The sequence below is a fragment of the Enterobacter chuandaensis genome (assembly GCF_039718975.1).
Lineage (GTDB): Bacteria > Pseudomonadota > Gammaproteobacteria > Enterobacterales > Enterobacteriaceae > Enterobacter > Enterobacter chuandaensis.
Genome location: NZ_CP097173.1, coordinates 1910563 through 1928745, shown reverse-complemented (window position 1 = coordinate 1928745; position 18183 = coordinate 1910563). Strand labels below are relative to the sequence as shown.

Below are 18183 nucleotides of genomic sequence, written 5' to 3'. Positions count from 1 at the left end.
CATTATTTTTGCGAATTAAACAAACAATAAGGTCATTTATGAAAAAGTTAATTATGGTAGCCCTGATTGCCGGCGCTGTTTCTGGCTGTGCCCAGCAATCATTCTCAGTAAACAAAGCGCCAGTGACTGCCCCACAGCAAGTCACGACACATCATTTCTTCGTTAGCGGGATTGGTCAATCCAAGCAAATTGATGCAGCTCAGGTTTGCGGTGGTGCAGATAAAGTTGTTCGTACTGAAGTTCAGCAGACTTTTGTAAACGGACTGCTGGGATTTGTCACCTTCGGCATCTATACTCCTCGTGAAGCACGTGTCTATTGCGCGAAGTAATATTTCAGTGCAAGTGAAACTGAGACTCTGGTAGCCCTCCATGCGAGGGCATTTTTTTACTATGCTGCCCTTCGCTTGTTAAATATCGAGTCTTTTCTACAATTTAATGGTGCTTTGCTATGTCAGGTAAAGCCGTCGTTCAGAAGTACCCGTGAGCTCAAGGACGAGCCAACTTATTGCAGTTCGCCTGCCACGCTTTGTTGTGCGTCAGGATGTCTTTCTTTGTCTGTCTGTCCAGTACATCCCAGTCGTGATCCGTACCATAGATGGGTTTAACCCAGTCGCATGCCGTGTCCACTACCTCAACCCTTACGGGTCCAGTTGTCCCGCAGCTCGCGATCAACATCGTCGCCAGGCATATGGTTAACAGTTTGCTGTACATTGCTGGCCTCTTTCGTTGTCTCTACCCGGCGATCTGCTGCTGCGACCGTGGCCGCTGCATTATCTTCGGTGCGCTGCAGTTCTGATTTCGCTTCCGCTTTGCTGGTTCCGCGTGAATGACCCAGGCCAAACGCGGCGGCAATAGCAGCAAACACCGCGATAACGAATCCGGTAATCAACTCAAGCGTCATATAACCACCCGCTCCTTTACCCAGCCATAAACAAACGTCTCGTTCGCGCTGCGCTGTTCTGCCAGCTCGAGATAACGCTGACCCTGGCTACAATTCAGGGCCCGAAGCATAACCAGCTCACCCTCTTTTCCTCGCCGGGAAAGATAGCTTTTTAACGCGCTGATAGTGCGCGGACCGATAAACCCATCTGCAATCAGATCGGGATAGAGCGTGCCTTGAATGTTGAACACGTTAAGCCAGCGCTGAAACCATTTGGTCTGAACCGATGGGCCCATGTTAACGCCGGTATCGCACAGTTCGGCGGCAATGGCTGGAGACACCTCAGAAACAAGATCAAAGCGTGGCCCTGTCCAGTAGTCAGCCGTCAGGATATCCAGCGCCTGTTGGCTGGTCAGGTTCCGCATATCCCCGGTGAATCCGTGGGCGCGAGCTACCGCTTGTGTGATCCCCCAGTTAGTTGGACCGCCCTTATCGTCAGGATGATTAACGTAACCGCCCTCTTTACCGAGGATGGCATTAAAAATTTCGTCTTTGGTCATACGAATGCCTCAGCACATCAACCAGGCGCGCAACGTTTCCCCGAGCCCAAAGAACGGCGGCGCATATCAGGACGTTCACCAGCACCACGAACCAGTGCGATTCATGGTACAGGCCGAACAGGTAACGGAAAGGGACGCTGGCGTATACCAGCACCGTGAAATAAGCCATCAGCGATATCAGAGGGCGATGTCTCGCCCCGCCGCGCTGGTAGAACATCAGTGCAATAACGATCACAGCAGAGATAATTGCGTTTGCCATCGCACTCGGATCACTTGTTACCATTGCTGGCCCCTCCACCACGTAAACGCGAGAGAATTCCAAACAGGCTACCCAAATCCTGACTATTGACGAACGTCAGCAGCTTAATAGCAATAGCGGCTACGATTACCGCGCCCAGCGCATCAAGTGGCCTGTCGCTATACCCCGTCCATTTGGAGAAGTAAGAGCCAAGCAGTGGAGCGCCGATAACGCCGAAGATGAATGAGGTGATGAAGTAGCCCACCAGCTTAAGGCGACTGATATTAACCGCCGTAGCGACGTAGAACACCGCACCAGCGAATGCGCCAAACACCACACCGTAATCTATGCCGGTTGCCAGGCCGAACATGCTGGCCCCCATCAGCCCACCAGCCGCTACCGTAGTGCCAGAAACAGGATCGGACATTTAGCCCCCTCTTATTGCCGTGAGTCCTCTCAGAACGAGGGGAAACAAAAAAGGCCGCCATAGGCAGCCTCTAAAAATGACAAAACCCCGGCGAGTCGAGGTTTAGGAATCGTTTTAAGTCCGTGGCGTAGAATCCACTCTTAACACAGTAATACATAAAATGCGGACCGCGTGAGGAAAACAATGGTTTTTTTGAAGCGAATGAGTAAAATCAACGCCACTTTGCACACAAGTTATCCACACTGTGCGTTTGAAAATTCTCATTGCACTTTTTGAGTTTTGTAAATGCGCTAATTTTTGGGCTTTTTTTGCCGATAGGATCTAACCACTTGTGTGGTAAGTTCTGAATGAATGTTACCTCTTGGTTTGAAAAATCTTAACATAAGGACATCTGAATGTTTGAGCAGCGTAAAGCTCTGTATGCGCAACTGGAACAAGCACGCAATTCAAAAGTATTGTGCTATGTAACAGGTGATAGACCAAACCAAGAAGCTCAAATCAGCGCTGATGTATTCGATCTGTTCGTTAATCATCTTGACGTGATCGGTGATGTTCAAAAAATTAGCCTTGTGCTCTATACCCGTGGCGGCGACACATTGACAGCATGGAGCCTCGTAAACTTGCTTCGTCAGTTTTGTAAAGAGCTCGAAATCATCATCCCTTCCAAATGCCATAGTTCTGGGACGATAATGTGTCTTGGCGCTAACAACTTAGTTATGACAAAGCAGGCAACCCTAGGGCCAATCGACCCGAGTGTGAATACACCACTCAACCCTTCGGCCATTATCAATGGGCAGCAACTTCAACTTCCTGTCAGTGTTGAAGAAATCAATGGCTATCTTGAAGTAGTTAAGCATGATTTGAGTATCAAAGATGATGCCTCGCTTGCACAGATCCTCCTTGCATTAAGTGAAAAGGTTCACCCACTAGTGCTTGGTAAAGTCTATAGAGCGAAAGCGCAGATTCAAATGCTCGCAAGAAAACTGCTTTCTCACCAACTTACTGATAGTGAGAGCATTGAGAAAATTGTCAGTTTCCTTTGTAGTGATTCTGGTAGCCATGACTACACTATAAACAGGATTGAAGCAGTAAACGATTTAGGTCTTACGGTTGAAAAACCAGATGAGCAACTTTACGGCCTGATCAAAGAAATTTATGAAGATTTCAAAACTGAGATGCATCTGGGTGAACCTTTTGACCCAAATGCTATCTTAGGAACAGTGAACCAAGCATCGTACGTATCTGTCAGAAGCATCTTAGAGGCTCCAGATACGTTTTCATATCAATTCCGCACTGAGGGGATGTTACAGCGTTTGCAAGTTCCAGGCGCCCCAGGTCAGTTCGGCATAAATCATAACCTTATCTCAGAAGGGTGGGCTCGACATGGATAACAAATCATCTACAGGAAACTTTGTAGTCTATACAAACAGGCATACAAATACAGCTGCGCCTAAGCCAGCAAGCACCCCATCTACTGCTCAAAAAGTAAGTAATAATGGAGTGAATGGTTTTAGTAACTTTTTAAGTTGCACCACAGGCTCGGTTATAAAAAACAGTTTCTAAAAGCAACGGCTCTCTAAGAGCCGTTGTTGTCTCTATTCACATTCTAAACGTATATCTAGCATGCTAAGGCAGCCATCGATAAATCCTTCTGCCATCTGTATCTCTATGCGTATCAACTTCTCGTCCTTCTTTCGCGCTTTCGCGATTTTCCGCTTTGAGATGCCATAGAGATAATGCGCAACTAAAAGCGAATGCTCATATGGCTTGCGTTTTTGAAGTCGAGCTAAACACCCCTCAATAATTAGGGCATCGTCATCTGTACATGACAGGCGGGATTTGCTTGTTTGGGGAAGAAGTCCTTTGAAGCCAGCAGCGATTGGTGAGTAATCCACGCCAGAACTATCGCTCGCGGCCCATCCACCCCAACGCTCTAAAACCATCTGAATATCACGCATGTTTTCTCCACTCTTCATGCTAATACGCCGATTTCCAGCGCACGATCTAAAAACCGAAACAACAGCACCAACTGGTCGCCGTATTTCGCTTCAAATGCCACAGGATCAGCGTGCAACTCATTGTGATGCGCTCTGCACAGCGGTATCACAAACAGGTCGTGCGCTTTGGTACCCATTCCACCCTGTCCGTGGCCTATCAGGTGGTGGGGGTCGTCTGCCGGGTTATTGCAGCAACTGCACTGCTGCGACTTCACCCAGCGGGTGTACTTCTCGTTCTCCCAGCGGCGGCGCTTTGGCCTCAGCATGAAAGATTCCGGTGATTCAGGATCGACCTTCACCGAGACTATCTTCTTAACTTTATCCTGGAGGATTTCAGTTGCCGGTAATGACGGAACAATGTCGCTTTCACGCATCACTGAGCTGTGAGATTCAGGCTTAATCCTGAGTGCCTGGTTAGCCACTGATTCAGGAATAAGGTCAGCCAGATCGTTACGTACCATCCACCAGCAGAACTCCGGAAGCGTCAGGGTGTGGTCTGCGCCAAAGCCCAGCATAATATTCACCCTTTCGAGTAGCCATTTTACCAGGTTCTGCATGGCAATTCCTGCCAGTCTTTCAGTAGTTTGTTCACGCAACTGATTATCACATCCCCAGCAGAGACGAATGCTTCCGGGTGCATGCCGCATCAATGTAAAGTCCTTCGAGTGCCATTCATTATGCGGCCACTGACATTCAAATTTACGTTCCAGCCAGGAATCAAGACTGCTAAGACCACCAGCACGCTGAATAACCCGCTCGTTGTGGAAAAGCGCCTGTATGCTGACATCATCTGTCAGTGGCTGGTGTGCTTCGGGAATCAGGCCAGATGGCAGGTGCTGGACCGATTCGGAAGGCGTTTCAATCACCACGCGGCCACGACGAAACAGCCACAGCAATTCGTTTCCTGGGCGGAACAGCACCACCCCGGACATTGGAGCAACTTCAGGTGTCAGTATGGCTCTCACGCAATTTGCCCCTTAGCGATATGTTCAGCCCACAGGCCGCCGATCCAGCGAACACCCTTTGCTGTAAAGCGCGACTGATTGAATGCATAGTTGGTCTGGTTGGTTGTGCCGGTCTTAACTTCAAAGCGCCCTGCTTCGATGTGTTTGCTCTTCGGCGTAAGCACGCGGTTCAGGCGGTACATGATGCCGTTCTCAATGAGGAACATTGAGAACTCTGGTTCTTTGGCATTAAGAAGCTTGGCAACCTGCCGGAACGTCATTGAGCCAGTGGCCTTGACATAGCGGTCAACAAATTCAGCCTTGGGCGCTGCTATAGCAAGTTCTTCACTCAGGCGCTGCTTCTGTTCGGCAAGGTCTGCGGCCAGTCGGAGTGCTTCAGGAAGCGTTTGAGGAACAACCATTCCGGCTCCGCTCTCCAGTTCCTGCCAGCGGTCAACAAGACGGGCGGTAAACTCCGGGCAAAGCTGCGCGACGATTACGTAACTGTCTCGCTTGTTAACTTCGTAGTAATGGTAAATCTGCTGGTTCTGGGGGTGGGTGTACTGCATTGCAGCATACCCCCCAATTACGCCAGAGTTCATCAGTCGTTCGATGGTCACACACACATTGCTGTGGCGTGAGTCGACCAGTTTTGCAATCTCACGGCTGGACATCGTTATTTGCTGCCCCATCGCGGCGCTGTGATGGGTCGGACACATTACGGTGATATTCATCTGATTCATGCTCTTCTCCACTTATCAGGCGGCTGCACCCGCCAGAGGTTCATGTTTCGTGATCGATATCTCTACTCGTCCGCCGGGTACTTTCGGGCCCCACTCCACCAGCATTCGCTGCACCTGACTGTCATCCTCCCATATGCCAGCGTGAGTAAGTGCGTCAAACAGAGCCTTGTTGTAATTGTCGATGTCGCGGCGGCGTGCATCTGGCGGAAAGAGAAGGATCTCAACCGCAGCTGGTGACGATGATGGTTTAGGAAGGCAACGCAGCTGCTCAATAATCGCTGCGCAGGCCGCACTCTGATATGCCCTGCCTTTCTCACTGATAAGATGGCGGCCTTTTAACGGCCCCTTGTTAGGGGCTCGCCAGTAGGTGTTTACGCTCGGAGGGAACGGGAGCACCAGTTTCATAAAGTCACTCCCTGTTTTTTCAGCCATTCAATGGCCTTATCTCTTGCCTTGTCTCCACCGGATAACAGGCCTTTAATGATCGCTACCGGATCAGCATCCAATTCTGTTTTGACGACAGTAATGCCCCTGGCAGCGCCAGGAGCAATGGAGAGGTAACCTTTTTTCTTTAGCGCCTTCACATGCTCAGCAGCAGCGTTCTGCGATGAGCAACCAATCAGTTCAGCAAGCTCTATCAAGGTTGGTGGGAAGCCAACCTTCTCAATGTGAACCTTGATAGCTTCATACACTTCACTTTGACGCGGCGTTAATTCGATCATGACTCGACTCCATAACGCCCGTTCAGGCGTCCGATTACGCTGTTGAACATCACCAGACTTACGCCCATCGGTTTCACCTTCTCGTGGTACTCCTTCAGGATCGGAGGTACAACGACGTTCCAGCTTGGCTTCGGCTTTTTCTTCAGGGCTTTTTTAATGGCATCGGAGCATTGACGGGCAACGTCACGAACGGCGTTCTCCTGCTCGGTTGATAGCTTCTTCATGCTGCATGCTCCCGGTTATTTGCCACCGGAACAGCAACGCCTGGAATCAATTCAACTGCAGCTGACTCGGCCTGATTACCCCAGTGGTCCCAGCCTGGCGCACCGCAACGGCTGAACAGTTCGATGCGCGGAACGTCACCGTAAAGCTTCTCCAGACGGAAACGGGCCTCTGCTGGCTTCTGGCTGTGCTCCCCGAGAGGGCTATAGATAACCTGCTTGATGCTCGCGCATTGGCGTTCAAGTCCATTCCCCCTGGTGGCGATCAGCATGTCTTCGGTATTGGCTCGGGTGTAGTTGCCGCCGTTCATGCGGGTCTGCTCGTTAAGCAGGTCGAGGAAGTCGTAAAAATCCTCTACTCCACCAGCCTGAAACGCTTTGTTGATGTGCTGCTCTGCCAGAGAGTTGAACTTCACCCAGGTGAATCCCTTCATCGTGCGGACCTTAAAGCCCCAGGCTTCAGCCAGCTCTATGGCTTCACGGGTGTGCGTACCGGTGAACCACATCGCCAGAACAGCATCATCAGCAGCGAGGTCCCAGACTGGAAGTCGCTTCATGTCGATCAGCTTCATCGTGCCGTAGTGGTTGATGGCAGCGCCATTGCTGACGGTGTTGCCATATTCCCAGGCTGGGTCGGCATAAATCAGTGAATATTTCATCAGACGTTCCTCGCACGGCCAGCCAGACACCAACCATCGCCGGTGGTTTTAACCCTCGGCACCATACTCAGACAGCGCTTACGCTCCTTGAGAATTTTGGTGCGCATGGTTTCGTTCTTTGAGCGATTGAATGCCTCCATCAGCACGGTAGCAGCACGCAGATAAAGCCCCTTGTCAGATAACTCTTTAGCCTTGTCCATCATCGCAATGACTGCCGGGTTTGGTGTGGTTTCCTGTTTTGGTTCAGGGATGACTTCAGTTTTTTCGATACGAGTGCGTGGGATGATCGGCCCAATAGGTCCTGTCGGTGCTTTTGCGTAGTAACGGAAGTTAGGACGCACACCTTTTCGCTCAGCTCGGTTAAGCATGACCAGGCGACATACAGCACGCTGAACACTGTGCAACGCGTACTCCGGGAGTGCTGCAGCGATCTCTTTGTTCGTCAGTCCAGGGTTATTGGCAACGAATAACTGAATTGTTTTGAGAAAGCTCATGAATTACCCCCTAAAACCGTCAGGAATTTTGCTGTAGTCGGTATTTTTAAAGCTGGATTTGAATACTCCATCTTCACGAAGCCACTCACCGTTAACACGCGGCGGACGGCCAGCTTTCTGCCAGCTGGTCGCAGACTTCAGGTAGCCAGGAAACTTGGTCGGCTGGAAAAGCGTCTGTGGTCGAAGGTAGGCCGCCATCGTCAGATCTTCGCTCCACTTGGCGTTGCAGTAGTCCACCGCCAGTGATAACTCTTCAACGGTGTAACCTTCCCCAATTCGGGCACGAATGTTTTGCAGTGAAGTGGTTGAGACCTGATAACGCGAACTGGTCACCTGGTTCAGATGGGTTAAAACCTGTTTAGCCTGATCGGTGATCAACACATCACCGTCTGGTTGCGGCGCAACCGGACAAATAGGGTTTTTAATATCTGTAGTATTCTCTGTTGTATTCTCTGTAAGAACATCAGTCCATTTTGACCTGATGAGAGCGGTTCGTTTTGACCCGTTGGAGCGTTCCACTTTGACCCCTTCCATCGGTTCATTTTGACCTGATGGAAGAGTGCAATTTGAACTCTTCGATTTGGTCACTTTGACCTCATCTAAAAGCTCGCTTTCGTAGTTGATCGTGTAGTAGTTCGTCATGTCGCGCTGAGACTTGTTCAGCTGCTCAACTTTGAGCACGCCGAGGTTCTTCAGGCGGGTGAATGTGCGCTTTAGCGTAGACTCAGACCAGAACGGGAACTGCTCCAGCCACTGCTCATTGGTATTGTAAATCCAGCGCACGCCGTCACGCTCCAGTCCGGAGGTGGTTTCTTTAAGCCAGTAGTTAACCTGCTGCAACGCAATGGCCTCGTTAAGGCCAATGTTGTACGCAAGGTCAGGGTTTATCACTATCGGCCGGGATGGCATCAACAGGCTCATGGTCGTCCCTTAACTCTGTAAATTTACGCTGGAATTGCTCAAGAGGGCTGAAGCACTCATGATCGTACCCTTCGCGAAGGTATATAACGCGTCGAGTCTGTGGCTCCCACCTGACGACGTGGACGGGGATGCCTCTGTGGTCTCTGAATCGCCGGTCAACTTCAGCCATTCCTCACGCCCCTTCTCGTTCATCTGAGCAAAAGCCTCTACCATCGCGTTCTCAGGCTGGTAGTTGTTCGCACCAGCCTGGTCGTTTAATCTCTCCACATAGCCGAATGGGGAATCTTTTCCCACCAGTGGAAGGCATCTGAATTGCTTCGCTGGTCTCAATCGGTTTAAACTGTTCATGCGTTAGTTTCTCCACTGAATACGACACGCCACGACGCCCGGAGCTGCACACTCGCGGGCGTCACTTTTTTTGGCTTTTCTTACGACTAAACAGCGCGACAATCGCGCGGATTTCTTCTTCACGCGCAGCCAGATGACGGCGGTGATGTTCGTTAATCTCTTCAGCTTCATGCGGCTCAATAACTCCGTCTTCCAGGGCCTTCTGGATAATCTGATCAACCTGACCGCGTGCTGCTGCAGTTCTCATAGCGCGGGTAAACAGATCGACACGGTCCAGGTCTTCCAGCTGAGGAACGTCCACCAGCAAAGCGCCGCGACGTTGCGCGAAGTAATCAGCCAGGAGAGACGTGTTTGAAATGTCTTCCATCGCTTCCAGCTCGTTCACTTCGAAGAAGCGGCAGCCGTTCTTCTCGTAAAGGTTGTTATTAAACTGCGTTACGGACATGCCAAGAGCACCGGCCATAGCCTCACGGCCACCTGGGTACGCTTTGCACATCGCTTTCACTACTTCTTTCAGGCTTGGCTCTACCATGTTGTTTTTCCTTCGCTTAGAATTTGCCTAACGGCGTAAAAAGGAATCTATGAACTTGCAAAATCCACTTTCGAAGTTGGCCCTTGATGCCTGGTACAAGGTACTGATTGCTCTCGGAGCTTTCGTTTTCCTGCTTGCTGGCGCTGGCATGTTCCCCGCATTTCCAGCAGGTGCTACAGGTCTTATCGCTCTTGGATGCGTGGGAATCGGTATTGGTGAGTGGATTAACCACCCGCTTAAAACCGCCATTTACCAAGAGAATTGTTTTCGGGAACGTGTCTTCACTTTTAAGTGGAGAAGCCCTAAACCCGTTGGACTGATCTTCGATACTATCGGTGCACTGCTTTTGGTTATTGGCATAGTCAAACTCTTCTAACTTCCAACCCTTAAGCGTCACTGTTGAGTTTTCTCGGTCAATTTCTACGGACCCTGGAACTGATTTACCAAGTCGCTCAAAAAATTCGTAGTCCATTCACCTACCCCTCTGTATTTCCTTTGGTAGTTTTCAGACGGCTGCTTTCGCATTACGATTGCCTTTACCTGATGCGTCATCAGCAACCTGGTAGCGGGTCGGGTATAAAATATGTAATTCGCTGATCTCGCCTTTGAAGAACTTGGCTAAACGTTCTGCCAGTTCAACTGATGGAACCTGTTCACATCTTTCAATGCGACTTAAAGTTGCCGGGTCGACCTGTACGCCTGTTGCAACATGCAACAAGGTCATACCATGCGATTTGCGCAATTTTCTTAACGGTGATTGCATAAAACCTCCTTTATTTGCGTATTACGCATGTTATTCCATGCAGGCGAATTGCGCAAGTTGCTTTGCACGACACGCAAAAAACACTTGTAATGGACGCATGAATATAGGATCTCGCATCAGACAACTTCGCCTCGCGAAGAACATGAAAATCGCAGAGCTTGCTGAAACTGTGGGGGTTGATGCTGCCAACATTTCCCGCCTGGAAACAGGCAAGCAAAAGCAGTTTTCAGAACAAACACTTAACCGACTTGCTCACGCTTTAAGCGTCAAAGTCCCTGACCTATTTACCTCGGCAGAAAATGAGTCTACTGTATATTTAAACAGTGAAAGTGATTCATCATCACGTAGCATTGGTGATGTTTATAGAGTCGAGGTACTTGATGTGAGCGCAAGCGCCGGAGCAGGACACATACAGAGCAGTGATGTTATTGATGTCATACATGCTATTGAATACAGCAATGATCAGGCATTAACTATGTTTGGAGGCAGGTCATCTTCTGGCGTTAAAGTTATTAACGTTCGTGGTGACAGTATGGCGTCAACCATCGAGCCAGGAGACCTCATTTTTGTTGACGTCAACATAAATGAATTTGATGGTGATGGTATTTATGTGTTTGGTTTTGATGGAAAAATATACGTAAAACGGCTCCAGATGATTCCTGATCAGCTTCTTGTTATCTCTGACAATCCAAAATATCGGGAATGGAGTATCACAAAAGATAACGAGCATAGATTCTACATTTATGGAAAGGTTTTAATAAGCCAGTCGCAATCCTTTAAACGGCACGGCTAGCAAAATTTACAGGAAAAATAGACCTCACATGAGGTCTTTTTTTTGCCCATGAAATTGCGCAATATGCATTTTAATACTTGCGTTACTCGCAATTAATGATTATCTTCTAGTCATCGGCATATGGCACATGTGCCGCAGCGGTCCGGGGATTCCTTAGGCAGTATCCCGATCCAGCGGGTAGCCGGAATGTGCAAGCCAGCAAGCACGACAGCCAGAGACGTTTCACCAGCGTGGCGATCAGGTGTGACACCTCGGAAGAGACGAGGATGCAACGATGAGAGCACTATCTGTGAATAAGCACACTAGGTTAACGCCACGTGATGCCCAACCGATAGCTGTTTACAAGCATCATTTAGTGCTCTCAACGTTGTGGTGAACGCAGGCACCGATGTGTCGGGGCACAAGTGGAGTAACAACGAAACGATGTCGGCGAGTTCCCGGCCACCACAACAACATCACGTTAGGATCGTGGTAACCCGTAGTAGCTGTACCAGATGCTGTGTGTAGTCTTGGCGGTCGGCAGTTGTGAATGTCCTTAATGTCGACCGCCCCTTTTCACAACTGAAAGCGCGTTCAGCCGGTTCCTTGAGAGGCCGCAGTCGTTAAATCAACTCAGGGGAACGCGCTCCCAATTGTGGAGAAGCTAACTGGCGGTGGCAGCCGTCCGTTTCACTAAGTGCCCTGGCTGGGCGCTTACTAAAACGAAACCCCTTTATTTTTTATCGCTAACTGGCGAGGGATTCGTGCAACCAAAAATCAGCGCTGTGCAGAGCGCTTATAACACGGAGAAACTATCCATGACGAACACACAGAACGTCACCGAGTTACAACCACGCATGACCAGAGAGCAGTTGATCGAAGCTGCTCGAATCGCGGCTAAGTACCTGCCAGTTGCATCAGCTCAGCTTATGAATGAGCTTGCTAATCGTCTCGACTATACCAGCGTCGCGCTTTGTGAAGCGATGGCGCAGCGGAAGGAACTGGCCGAGCAGAATGCCACCCTTCGCCGGGATGTAGCGAGTTGGGCCAAAGAGTGCGACCGCATTGTGGAGCGCCACACTAAGACCCGAACCAATATGCATCTTCTGGAAGCTCAGCGTGAACTGCGCGAACTGCCTCCTGTAGTGATTTCCATGAAGAACGAGGTTGTTCTCTGATGGCTAACTCATTCAAGCAAATGACCAAGGCAGGTGTGATTAAGCGTACCGATACCGGGATGTTTATCGCTCTTTCCGATATCCACGTTCGTGAAGGTTTCAACAAGCGCGAAGACGATGAACGCACCCGCCATGCTGATGATGACCTGTTCAACTATCTGATGAACGGAGGATCAGTTCCACCGCTGGAAGTTATCGCCCGGGATGAAGGTGGTGTGTGGGTTGTTGAAGGTCACCGTCGCCGTCGTTGCTACGCGCGCTGCGCTGAAGCTGGCAAGCCAGTAGACCGCATTCACATCATGCCGTTCAACGGTAACGATGTTCAGCGCCTGGCGCGCATCATGACCAGTAACAACCAACTGCCGCTCTCCGATATGGAACAGGCTGCAGTTATTCAGGAGCTGCATAACGCCTTCAATCAGACCACCAGCGAGATCGCAAAACTGGTCAACAAGTCAGTGGCCACGGTAGAGAAGTTGCTGCTTCTGAGCACGGCGAACCTTGACGTTCAGCAGGAAGTTAAATCCGGTGCGGTGTCAGTCGACGTAGCGGTTGATCGCGTTATGGAGTACGGCGAACAGGCCGGAAAAGTTCTCCAGCACGATAAGGCAGTAGCAGCTGCCCAGGGGAAAACGAAAGTTACCCGGAGTTCTATCGCGCCGGAACTCAGCGTAAAGAACGCGCGCCGTTTCGTTGAGCTTATGGCTAAGGCCACGATCAGTGATGAAGGTGTCTTCACTCTTGAAGGCACTGCCCTGGCCGAGGCGTTGTCGATTATGGACGAACATAAAGCAATTGCCGAAGCGCGTGAAACTTACCGCCTTTCCCAGCCAGTCCCTTCAACAGAGATTATCGGAAAGGTCCTCTACGTCAGGATGAACGGTAAGGATATTGGTTCAGCCGTTATCTACCGAGGTAAAAATGTATGGCTGCACATGGATGACAAGAGAGTGCTTGTAAACCAGTCAAAGGCCGTTTCCTACTTTGTTAAAAAATACAAAATGCAACAGGAGCAAAATCATGACAGCCAATAAACCAATGACCGGCGAACAGCTGGATGAACTGATGACTGTTGTAGTCAACATGCAGCGCGATGCTGAGATCGATTGTAACCGCCCTTCCGCTATGTTCGCTTATGCAGTTCAGGTTGCTGTTCTGGAACTGCGTAAGGTTCGTAATGATGCTGCTGCGCTGGCTGCGGAGAATGCGGGGCTGAAGTCATTTGGCGACAAGCTTAATGAGATGCATAACGACTTAAACGGCGAAGGCACGGGAATTCAGGGGCGCGCAGAGGTAGCGTGCCAGCAGGTGGCTCTTGAATCGGCAATGGAAGAATTTGACGCTATCGAAACCCTAGCCACCGACGCTTTTTTGGCTGAAGTGCGAGCGCAGGGTGTGGAGATGTTTGCTTCCAGCCTTGGAAGCCCATATGTAGAGCGTGGCGAGGAATGCTATCAAGATGGATACACCCATGCCATTGAAAGAATCAAATGCCATAAAGCTCCCGAGTTCGCCGCCCAGCTTCGCAAAGGAGTGCAGTCATGAGCAATACAGCAAAACTTCAACTCGGATTTTCTCCGCTGACAAAAACTATCCAGCTCGCAAAAATGCGCGATTTGGAAGGTGGCGGACGCCTGCGCGTAGGTAACGATAAAGGCCGTGACGTGACCAATGAAGCCGCGCAACTGGTCTGGCAGCTTGTCATGGCTGAGGGTGGTGAAATCGGCTGGGAGCTTGATGATGGTTCACGCATGGTGCTGAAGGCTGAGAAACAGGAGGCCGCCCAATGAGCGACATCGACAAAAAGGGCCGCCAAGTGCAGCGCTATGCAAACTTTGGTGTAGACATGATGGAGTGGGCTGACGGTGGGTACGTAAAACACTCTGATTATCTGGCGCTGCTGGATGAGCTGGAAGCCAAAGACAACAGAATCAATCGACTTGAAGCCATTGTTGCTGTTTCAGAACAGCGCAACGCCCTGATGCGTGAGTGGAAGCGCGCTCTGAAAGTACCTTGCGACCTCGTTGATGACCAGGTGCCAGTGGTTATTCATGGCATGGTTATTCGCCTTGAGAGGCTCAAAGAGACCGAAGCGAAGCTGGAAGCCGCAGAGAAGCGGATTGCTGAGCTGACCGAAAAGCCGGTTGGTTGGACGGATGAGCAAGAATTGCGGGATGTGGAAAAACTCGGCTGCGGATACCTGTTCAATGCTAACCCAATCACCCCGCACGCAGACACGCGGCGGGTTATTTTACTGTACGCCGCCGCAGCCGGTAAAGGAGAGGCATCATGAGCATCATTACCAAAGAGCAGGCCAAAGACCTCCGCAATGCATTTGAGTGCTGGCAGCAGGACTATGACCCGGCAGAAGACAAAGAGCAGTACGACATGTTCGGGCTGGGCATAGTGGCTATGGATGCACTGCTGGCATCGCTCGAAAAGGAGGCCGTTGAATTTCTTCCTAAAAATCTCGACAGAGCGTTAACTATTCTGGGGGTGGCGCTGCCGGTGTCAAAAGAGGAATTTAATCTTGAAAGTGAGCGCTGGATGCAGAGACTTATTGACCGAGTCATGCGTTTAGAAAGTGAATTGGTCCCGCCAGCGCAAGCCAATGCCGAACCAGTAGCCTGGTTGTGGTCACACAGGAAACACCCGAGCGAAGTCACGCTCGTTCGTCCAGAAGATGATGAGAAAGCAGAAGCGGCGCATTGGTCAGGGTGGAGTTGCAAGGCGCTTTATGCAGCACCTCCAGCGCCGGTAGTTGATGCTGATGATAATTTTTATTCATGGTTCGGTAGAGAATGGCATGAGCATTATCAGCAGAACCAATACACCACGGCAGCTAAGCAGATGCTTGGTGTTATGGCCGAATCCGCATGGAAAGCTGGTCGCCGCGCCGCCATGCTTCAGAGTGCCGAACCTTTAACGACTGGTTGCAAGTTGCCAGAGCTCACAGATTCTCAGTGTCTTGAGTTCCTCGCCGTTGCTTTCCGCCATAACCGCATCAAAGGCGATATTGAGTTTGACGATATCCGCCTTGGTCTGAAGATGGCTTTGAAAGCAGCACCGCGGCAGGAGGTGAAGTCGTGACCTTCAACCGCTACGTAATCACCGTAATGCTGCCGAACCTGATTCTGTGCTCAATGCTTGGCAAACCAGCCATGGCGATTGAGAAGGCAGCTCGACGGGTTCGCCTGGCGTGTGGCCGCCGTATGGAGCGCGTCATGCTGGATGCTCCGCCGAAGGAGAATCACGATGCCTAACCCATTCGACGCAGTAATGTTCGTGCTGCTTGTCATCGGCGCACTTTAGGGTATGGGGTGGCTGCCATGGTGAGCAAACTCAAACAGCGGCGCTTGCGCCGCCTTAAGGCGGATGTGGCCTGGTGGCGCGAAGAGGCGGAATACGGTAATCGCCGCATTCTCGAACTGGCCGGGGAAATCGACAGGCTAAAAAAGCTGGTCATCCGCGTGCCGATGCCGGTTCTCATTCCAAAGGAAATGGCCCACCAGCTCTATTACACCGAAACAAAAAGATGTCGTACCTGTAATGATGGGCTTCGTGGTGGTTGCTCATCTTGCATTTTCTATAAGAGATAGCCGGGTGCAGCCGGTTGAGTGGAGATCAACGTATGGGGCAGTTAGTTACACTTCATGAGTGGGCGTCGGGTCCTAATGGGTTCAAATATCCATTAAGCAACTCAGCATTAAACAAAATAGCCAAGACTAAGCAAACTTTCCCTCCAGCTTTAAAGCAAGGTCGACGCTGGGTTATAGATGAGGACGCTCGTTTTATTGGCATGGTAGGCAATGTTGATATTTCATCATCGTTATCAGACAAGGCTCGCCAGTTAGTGGAGAAAGCGATAAATGGCAGCTCGCCCCAGAAAGCATAACGTTAAAATACCCAACCTTTATTGCAAGTTGGATAAACGTACAGCAAGAATTTACTGGCAATATCGCCATCCTGTCACTGGAACTTTTATAGGTTTCGGAACTGATGAAGAGGCCGCAAAGGCCGCTGCTACTGAGTTGAATCGGATAACCTCTGAGCAGGAAACACGGCAATCTTTCGCACTGATTGATATGGCCATGAAGAGTTCAGAAAAGAAAGAACAAGGAATTCGTGTTGCAGACTGGATAAAAAGATACGTAGATATTCAGATGGAAAGGATGCGTGATGGTGAGATAAAAAAACCGACTGTTAAAGCAAGAAGAATATGTGCTCAAGTTCTTGCTGACAGGGCTCCTAATATACGCCTGAAGGATGTAGACACAAAACTAATTGCAACAATTATTGATGAATATAAATCTGAAGGTAAACACAGAATGGGTCAGCTTGTGCGAAGCGTTCTGAACGACGTATTTAAAGAGGCACAGCACGCTGGTGAGGTTGACCCAGGTTATAACCCTGCTTTAGCAGTGAAGAACCCGATTGCTAAGGTGAAGAGAAGCAGACTGAGCATCGAACAATGGAAGTTAATTTATGAAAGCGCTGGATCAATGCCTCCATGTGCTCAGAACTCCATGCTTCTGGCTCTGGTAACGGGCCAGCGTATTGGAGACATAGTATCGATGAAGTTCAGCGACATCTGGGATAATCACCTTCATATAACTCAGAACAAAACAGGCGTGAAGTTAGCTATTCCGTTGAATTTAAGATGCGACGCCATTGGCATGACATTATCTGATGTCATAAGCAAGTGTCGGGACAGAGTTGTAAGCCCATATCTAATCCACCACGTTAAACATCACGCCTATGGTAAGGCTGGCTCACACGTACCTGAAAAAACAATATCTAAGTATTTTAAGGAAGCGAGAGACAAAGCGAATATCGTGTGGCCAAAGGATTGCACCGCCTTGCCACCTTTCCACGAGCAGAGATCCCTTTCTTCAAGAACCTATGAAGCCCAGGGTATAGATGTAAAAACATTGCTTGGCCATAAGACAGAAGCTATGAGCGCTATGTATGGAGATGATCGCGGTTTGGAATGGAAAAAATTAGTTATTTAAAGTGATGGATGAACCAGAGAGATCCCCTGATTTCCGATTAATGCGGTATACGTTTTGGGGAGCGTTTTTGGGGATGATTTGGGGAAGAAAATTTCTTAATATATTACATAGAGTTACAATGCTGTGAATTGCTCCACAAGCAATCCACTACCAGCAACGCCTAATACTACAGCCAGCGAACGCGCTGGCTGTTTTCTTCCGACCCCGTTCATCCCGTGCTAATGTAGCAAGTTGCATACTGGACGATCATCGGGGAAATCGTGATGACTGACGACGTAACTGGGACAAGTACCCACCAACAACTGATTACCTTACTCACCGAGCAGGGCGCGCGTTTTCGCGTCATGGAGCACGAAGCGATCGGGAAATGCGAGGCGGTAAGTGAAATTCGTGGAACCGATCTGCGCCAGGGCGCAAAAGCGCTGGTCTGCAAGGTGAAGGGAAACGGCGTAAAAAAACACGTACTGGCGATTCTGGCCGCCGACCTGCAGGCCGATCTGAGCCAGCTTGCCAGCCACTTTGGTGGTCTGAAAGCCTCCCTCGCCAGCCCGGCCGAAGTCGATACCCTTACGGCCTGCGTTTTCGGCGCGATCCCGCCCTTTAGCTTCCATCCTGATTTGGCACTGGTGGCCGACCCGCTGCTGTTCGAGCGTTTCGACGAAATTGCCTTTAACGCCGGTTTACTGGAGAAATCCGTGATTATGGACACCCAGGATTACCTGCGCATCGCCCGTCCTGAGCTTGTAAACTTCCATAAAGCGTCGTCGTGACG

At 50.1% G+C, this 18183-nt stretch carries 31 protein-coding genes; 14 read left to right on the top strand and 17 right to left on the bottom strand.

The genetic code is table 11. From position 1 onward, the window contains the following. Positions 1 to 38: 38 nt before the first annotated feature. On the top strand, positions 39 to 329 hold the full coding sequence (locus MX657_RS09380) for a Bor family protein (RefSeq protein ID WP_048209456.1): 291 nt from the start codon (positions 39 to 41) through the stop codon (positions 327 to 329). A gap of 302 nt (positions 330 to 631) precedes the next feature. Here MX657_RS09380 and MX657_RS09375 read toward each other — a convergent pair whose 3' ends face one another. Genes MX657_RS09375 through MX657_RS09360 form a run of 4 tightly spaced genes read right to left on the bottom strand, consistent with a single transcriptional unit; the run spans position 632 to position 2105 of the window. Beyond that, entirely contained in the window at positions 632 to 901 is a 270-nt protein-coding gene (locus tag MX657_RS09375) for a hypothetical protein (protein ID WP_346808212.1), read from the bottom strand. Continuing rightward, the gene (locus tag MX657_RS09370; protein WP_346808210.1) at positions 898 to 1440 is read right to left on the bottom strand and encodes a glycoside hydrolase family 108 protein; all 543 of its coding nucleotides are present in this window, start codon (positions 1438 to 1440) and stop codon (positions 898 to 900) included. Before MX657_RS09370 ends, MX657_RS09375 begins: the two co-directional genes overlap by 4 nt. Further along, positions 1418 to 1723: a phage holin family protein gene (locus MX657_RS09365; RefSeq protein WP_317567111.1), complete on the bottom strand. Its 306-nt coding sequence runs from the start codon at positions 1721 to 1723 to the stop codon at positions 1418 to 1420. The genes MX657_RS09370 and MX657_RS09365 overlap by 23 nt, the downstream gene beginning before the upstream one ends. After that, positions 1710 to 2105 carry a phage holin family protein gene (locus MX657_RS09360; protein WP_022648767.1) on the bottom strand — a complete coding sequence of 132 codons (396 nt, stop codon included), beginning with the start codon at positions 2103 to 2105 and terminating at the stop codon, positions 1710 to 1712. The genes MX657_RS09365 and MX657_RS09360 overlap by 14 nt, the downstream gene beginning before the upstream one ends. Before the next feature lie 395 nt (positions 2106 to 2500). On the opposite strand from MX657_RS09360, the gene MX657_RS09355 reads away from it, so the two are divergent. After that, a complete protein-coding gene (locus MX657_RS09355; protein WP_346808207.1) occupies positions 2501 to 3496 on the top strand; it encodes an SDH family Clp fold serine proteinase in 996 nt (331 codons plus the stop codon). Positions 3497 to 3700: 204 nt separating this feature from the next. On the opposite strand, the gene MX657_RS09350 is transcribed toward MX657_RS09355, so the two are convergent. The 13 genes from MX657_RS09350 to MX657_RS09290 all read right to left on the bottom strand — a co-directional run bounded on the left by MX657_RS09350 (position 3701) and on the right by MX657_RS09290 (position 10449). Then, positions 3701 to 4063: an antiterminator Q family protein gene (locus MX657_RS09350; RefSeq protein ID WP_346808205.1), complete on the bottom strand. Its 363-nt coding sequence runs from the start codon at positions 4061 to 4063 to the stop codon at positions 3701 to 3703. Between the two features lie 14 nt (positions 4064 to 4077). Continuing rightward, positions 4078 to 5067, bottom strand: coding sequence for a DUF968 domain-containing protein (locus tag MX657_RS09345; protein WP_346808203.1), 990 nt, complete (start codon positions 5065 to 5067; stop codon positions 4078 to 4080). Further along, positions 5064 to 5789: a phage antirepressor KilAC domain-containing protein gene (locus tag MX657_RS09340; RefSeq protein ID WP_429844783.1), complete on the bottom strand. Its 726-nt coding sequence runs from the start codon at positions 5787 to 5789 to the stop codon at positions 5064 to 5066. Before MX657_RS09340 ends, MX657_RS09345 begins: the two co-directional genes overlap by 4 nt. A 15-nt stretch (positions 5790 to 5804) precedes the next feature. Continuing rightward, positions 5805 to 6194 (bottom strand): RusA family crossover junction endodeoxyribonuclease, encoded by a 390-nt coding sequence (locus tag MX657_RS09335; protein ID WP_125372238.1) that lies wholly within the window; start codon positions 6192 to 6194, stop codon positions 5805 to 5807. Further along, positions 6191 to 6511: a LexA family transcriptional regulator gene (locus tag MX657_RS09330; protein ID WP_346808201.1), complete on the bottom strand. Its 321-nt coding sequence runs from the start codon at positions 6509 to 6511 to the stop codon at positions 6191 to 6193. The genes MX657_RS09335 and MX657_RS09330 overlap by 4 nt, the downstream gene beginning before the upstream one ends. Further along, on the bottom strand, positions 6508 to 6735 hold the full coding sequence (locus MX657_RS09325) for a hypothetical protein (protein WP_023293907.1): 228 nt from the start codon (positions 6733 to 6735) through the stop codon (positions 6508 to 6510). Before MX657_RS09325 ends, MX657_RS09330 begins: the two co-directional genes overlap by 4 nt. Then, positions 6732 to 7391, bottom strand: coding sequence for an MT-A70 family methyltransferase (locus MX657_RS09320; protein ID WP_346808199.1), 660 nt, complete (start codon positions 7389 to 7391; stop codon positions 6732 to 6734). The genes MX657_RS09325 and MX657_RS09320 overlap by 4 nt, the downstream gene beginning before the upstream one ends. After that, positions 7391 to 7885: a hypothetical protein gene (locus MX657_RS09315; RefSeq protein WP_346808197.1), complete on the bottom strand. Its 495-nt coding sequence runs from the start codon at positions 7883 to 7885 to the stop codon at positions 7391 to 7393. The genes MX657_RS09320 and MX657_RS09315 overlap by 1 nt, the downstream gene beginning before the upstream one ends. A 3-nt stretch (positions 7886 to 7888) precedes the next feature. Next, positions 7889 to 8806, bottom strand: a complete 918-nt coding sequence (locus MX657_RS09310; protein WP_346808196.1) for a conserved phage C-terminal domain-containing protein — start codon at positions 8804 to 8806, stop codon at positions 7889 to 7891. Further along, a complete protein-coding gene (locus MX657_RS09305) occupies positions 8763 to 8975 on the bottom strand; it encodes a DUF4222 domain-containing protein (RefSeq protein ID WP_346808194.1) in 213 nt (70 codons plus the stop codon). Before MX657_RS09305 ends, MX657_RS09310 begins: the two co-directional genes overlap by 44 nt. Positions 8976 to 9215: 240 nt before the next feature. Next, on the bottom strand, positions 9216 to 9686 hold the full coding sequence (locus tag MX657_RS09300) for a YmfL family putative regulatory protein (protein ID WP_023337115.1): 471 nt from the start codon (positions 9684 to 9686) through the stop codon (positions 9216 to 9218). Between the two features lie 16 nt (positions 9687 to 9702). Further along, positions 9703 to 10158 carry a hypothetical protein gene (locus MX657_RS09295; RefSeq protein ID WP_346808192.1) on the bottom strand — a complete coding sequence of 152 codons (456 nt, stop codon included), beginning with the start codon at positions 10156 to 10158 and terminating at the stop codon, positions 9703 to 9705. Positions 10159 to 10191: 33 nt separating this feature from the next. After that, positions 10192 to 10449, bottom strand: a complete 258-nt coding sequence (locus tag MX657_RS09290) for a helix-turn-helix transcriptional regulator (RefSeq protein WP_346808190.1) — start codon at positions 10447 to 10449, stop codon at positions 10192 to 10194. Between the two features lie 97 nt (positions 10450 to 10546). On the opposite strand from MX657_RS09290, the gene MX657_RS09285 reads away from it, so the two are divergent. From MX657_RS09285 to MX657_RS09230, 12 genes are all read left to right on the top strand, one after another. Further along, on the top strand, positions 10547 to 11242 hold the full coding sequence (locus MX657_RS09285; RefSeq protein ID WP_128348817.1) for an XRE family transcriptional regulator: 696 nt from the start codon (positions 10547 to 10549) through the stop codon (positions 11240 to 11242). 797 nt (positions 11243 to 12039) lie between these two features. Then, positions 12040 to 12399 carry a hypothetical protein gene (locus MX657_RS09280; protein ID WP_346808188.1) on the top strand — a complete coding sequence of 120 codons (360 nt, stop codon included), beginning with the start codon at positions 12040 to 12042 and terminating at the stop codon, positions 12397 to 12399. After that, positions 12399 to 13433, top strand: coding sequence for a chromosome partitioning protein ParB (locus MX657_RS09275; protein WP_346808186.1), 1035 nt, complete (start codon positions 12399 to 12401; stop codon positions 13431 to 13433). The genes MX657_RS09280 and MX657_RS09275 overlap by 1 nt, the downstream gene beginning before the upstream one ends. Then, the gene (locus tag MX657_RS09270; RefSeq protein WP_346808184.1) at positions 13420 to 13944 is read left to right on the top strand and encodes a hypothetical protein; all 525 of its coding nucleotides are present in this window, start codon (positions 13420 to 13422) and stop codon (positions 13942 to 13944) included. Before MX657_RS09275 ends, MX657_RS09270 begins: the two co-directional genes overlap by 14 nt. Then, positions 13941 to 14189: a DUF7446 family protein gene (locus MX657_RS09265; RefSeq protein WP_346808182.1), complete on the top strand. Its 249-nt coding sequence runs from the start codon at positions 13941 to 13943 to the stop codon at positions 14187 to 14189. Before MX657_RS09270 ends, MX657_RS09265 begins: the two co-directional genes overlap by 4 nt. After that, positions 14186 to 14692, top strand: a complete 507-nt coding sequence (locus tag MX657_RS09260; RefSeq protein WP_346808180.1) for a hypothetical protein — start codon at positions 14186 to 14188, stop codon at positions 14690 to 14692. The genes MX657_RS09265 and MX657_RS09260 overlap by 4 nt, the downstream gene beginning before the upstream one ends. Beyond that, positions 14689 to 15489: a hypothetical protein gene (locus MX657_RS09255; RefSeq protein ID WP_346808178.1), complete on the top strand. Its 801-nt coding sequence runs from the start codon at positions 14689 to 14691 to the stop codon at positions 15487 to 15489. Before MX657_RS09260 ends, MX657_RS09255 begins: the two co-directional genes overlap by 4 nt. Continuing rightward, positions 15486 to 15662, top strand: a complete 177-nt coding sequence (locus tag MX657_RS09250; RefSeq protein ID WP_346808177.1) for a hypothetical protein — start codon at positions 15486 to 15488, stop codon at positions 15660 to 15662. The genes MX657_RS09255 and MX657_RS09250 overlap by 4 nt, the downstream gene beginning before the upstream one ends. Before the next feature lie 66 nt (positions 15663 to 15728). Beyond that, the gene (locus MX657_RS09245; protein WP_248065310.1) at positions 15729 to 15998 is read left to right on the top strand and encodes a hypothetical protein; all 270 of its coding nucleotides are present in this window, start codon (positions 15729 to 15731) and stop codon (positions 15996 to 15998) included. A gap of 32 nt (positions 15999 to 16030) precedes the next feature. Further along, positions 16031 to 16294: an excisionase gene (locus MX657_RS09240; protein WP_062676769.1), complete on the top strand. Its 264-nt coding sequence runs from the start codon at positions 16031 to 16033 to the stop codon at positions 16292 to 16294. Continuing rightward, entirely contained in the window at positions 16269 to 17411 is a 1143-nt protein-coding gene (locus MX657_RS09235; protein WP_346808176.1) for a phage integrase Arm DNA-binding domain-containing protein, read from the top strand. The genes MX657_RS09240 and MX657_RS09235 overlap by 26 nt, the downstream gene beginning before the upstream one ends. Before the next feature lie 263 nt (positions 17412 to 17674). After that, the gene (locus tag MX657_RS09230; protein WP_252001413.1) at positions 17675 to 18181 is read left to right on the top strand and encodes a YbaK/prolyl-tRNA synthetase associated domain-containing protein; all 507 of its coding nucleotides are present in this window, start codon (positions 17675 to 17677) and stop codon (positions 18179 to 18181) included. The last annotated feature ends 2 nt before the right edge of the window (positions 18182 to 18183 follow it).

Excerpts from the sequence above, each read along its gene's own strand:
- MX657_RS09255 (WP_346808178.1), top strand. The coding sequence starts at position 14,689 with ATGAGCATCATTACCAAAGAGCAGGCCAAAGACCTCCGCAATGCATTT.
- MX657_RS09320 (WP_346808199.1), bottom strand. The coding sequence starts at position 7,391 with ATGAAATATTCACTGATTTATGCCGACCCAGCCTGGGAATATGGCAAC.
- MX657_RS09340 (WP_429844783.1), bottom strand. The coding sequence starts at position 5,789 with ATGAATCAGATGAATATCACCGTAATGTGTCCGACCCATCACAGCGCC.
- MX657_RS09235 (WP_346808176.1), top strand. The coding sequence starts at position 16,269 with ATGGCAGCTCGCCCCAGAAAGCATAACGTTAAAATACCCAACCTTTAT.
- MX657_RS09290 (WP_346808190.1), bottom strand. The coding sequence starts at position 10,449 with ATGCAATCACCGTTAAGAAAATTGCGCAAATCGCATGGTATGACCTTG.
- MX657_RS09355 (WP_346808207.1), top strand. The coding sequence starts at position 2,501 with ATGTTTGAGCAGCGTAAAGCTCTGTATGCGCAACTGGAACAAGCACGC.
- MX657_RS09280 (WP_346808188.1), top strand. The coding sequence starts at position 12,040 with ATGACGAACACACAGAACGTCACCGAGTTACAACCACGCATGACCAGA.
- MX657_RS09265 (WP_346808182.1), top strand. The coding sequence starts at position 13,941 with ATGAGCAATACAGCAAAACTTCAACTCGGATTTTCTCCGCTGACAAAA.
- MX657_RS09285 (WP_128348817.1), top strand. The coding sequence starts at position 10,547 with ATGAATATAGGATCTCGCATCAGACAACTTCGCCTCGCGAAGAACATG.
- MX657_RS09270 (WP_346808184.1), top strand. The coding sequence starts at position 13,420 with ATGACAGCCAATAAACCAATGACCGGCGAACAGCTGGATGAACTGATG.
- MX657_RS09315 (WP_346808197.1), bottom strand. The coding sequence starts at position 7,885 with ATGAGCTTTCTCAAAACAATTCAGTTATTCGTTGCCAATAACCCTGGA.
- MX657_RS09310 (WP_346808196.1), bottom strand. The coding sequence starts at position 8,806 with ATGAGCCTGTTGATGCCATCCCGGCCGATAGTGATAAACCCTGACCTT.
- MX657_RS09295 (WP_346808192.1), bottom strand. The coding sequence starts at position 10,158 with ATGGACTACGAATTTTTTGAGCGACTTGGTAAATCAGTTCCAGGGTCC.
- MX657_RS09330 (WP_346808201.1), bottom strand. The coding sequence starts at position 6,511 with ATGATCGAATTAACGCCGCGTCAAAGTGAAGTGTATGAAGCTATCAAG.
- MX657_RS09260 (WP_346808180.1), top strand. The coding sequence starts at position 14,186 with ATGAGCGACATCGACAAAAAGGGCCGCCAAGTGCAGCGCTATGCAAAC.
- MX657_RS09370 (WP_346808210.1), bottom strand. The coding sequence starts at position 1,440 with ATGACCAAAGACGAAATTTTTAATGCCATCCTCGGTAAAGAGGGCGGT.
- MX657_RS09300 (WP_023337115.1), bottom strand. The coding sequence starts at position 9,686 with ATGGTAGAGCCAAGCCTGAAAGAAGTAGTGAAAGCGATGTGCAAAGCG.
- MX657_RS09245 (WP_248065310.1), top strand. The coding sequence starts at position 15,729 with ATGGTGAGCAAACTCAAACAGCGGCGCTTGCGCCGCCTTAAGGCGGAT.
- MX657_RS09335 (WP_125372238.1), bottom strand. The coding sequence starts at position 6,194 with ATGAAACTGGTGCTCCCGTTCCCTCCGAGCGTAAACACCTACTGGCGA.
- MX657_RS09365 (WP_317567111.1), bottom strand. The coding sequence starts at position 1,723 with ATGGTAACAAGTGATCCGAGTGCGATGGCAAACGCAATTATCTCTGCT.
- MX657_RS09325 (WP_023293907.1), bottom strand. The coding sequence starts at position 6,735 with ATGAAGAAGCTATCAACCGAGCAGGAGAACGCCGTTCGTGACGTTGCC.
- MX657_RS09360 (WP_022648767.1), bottom strand. The coding sequence starts at position 2,105 with ATGTCCGATCCTGTTTCTGGCACTACGGTAGCGGCTGGTGGGCTGATG.
- MX657_RS09375 (WP_346808212.1), bottom strand. The coding sequence starts at position 901 with ATGACGCTTGAGTTGATTACCGGATTCGTTATCGCGGTGTTTGCTGCT.
- MX657_RS09350 (WP_346808205.1), bottom strand. The coding sequence starts at position 4,063 with ATGCGTGATATTCAGATGGTTTTAGAGCGTTGGGGTGGATGGGCCGCG.
- MX657_RS09305 (WP_346808194.1), bottom strand. The coding sequence starts at position 8,975 with ATGGCTGAAGTTGACCGGCGATTCAGAGACCACAGAGGCATCCCCGTC.
- MX657_RS09230 (WP_252001413.1), top strand. The coding sequence starts at position 17,675 with ATGACTGACGACGTAACTGGGACAAGTACCCACCAACAACTGATTACC.
- MX657_RS09380 (WP_048209456.1), top strand. The coding sequence starts at position 39 with ATGAAAAAGTTAATTATGGTAGCCCTGATTGCCGGCGCTGTTTCTGGC.
- MX657_RS09275 (WP_346808186.1), top strand. The coding sequence starts at position 12,399 with ATGGCTAACTCATTCAAGCAAATGACCAAGGCAGGTGTGATTAAGCGT.
- MX657_RS09240 (WP_062676769.1), top strand. The coding sequence starts at position 16,031 with ATGGGGCAGTTAGTTACACTTCATGAGTGGGCGTCGGGTCCTAATGGG.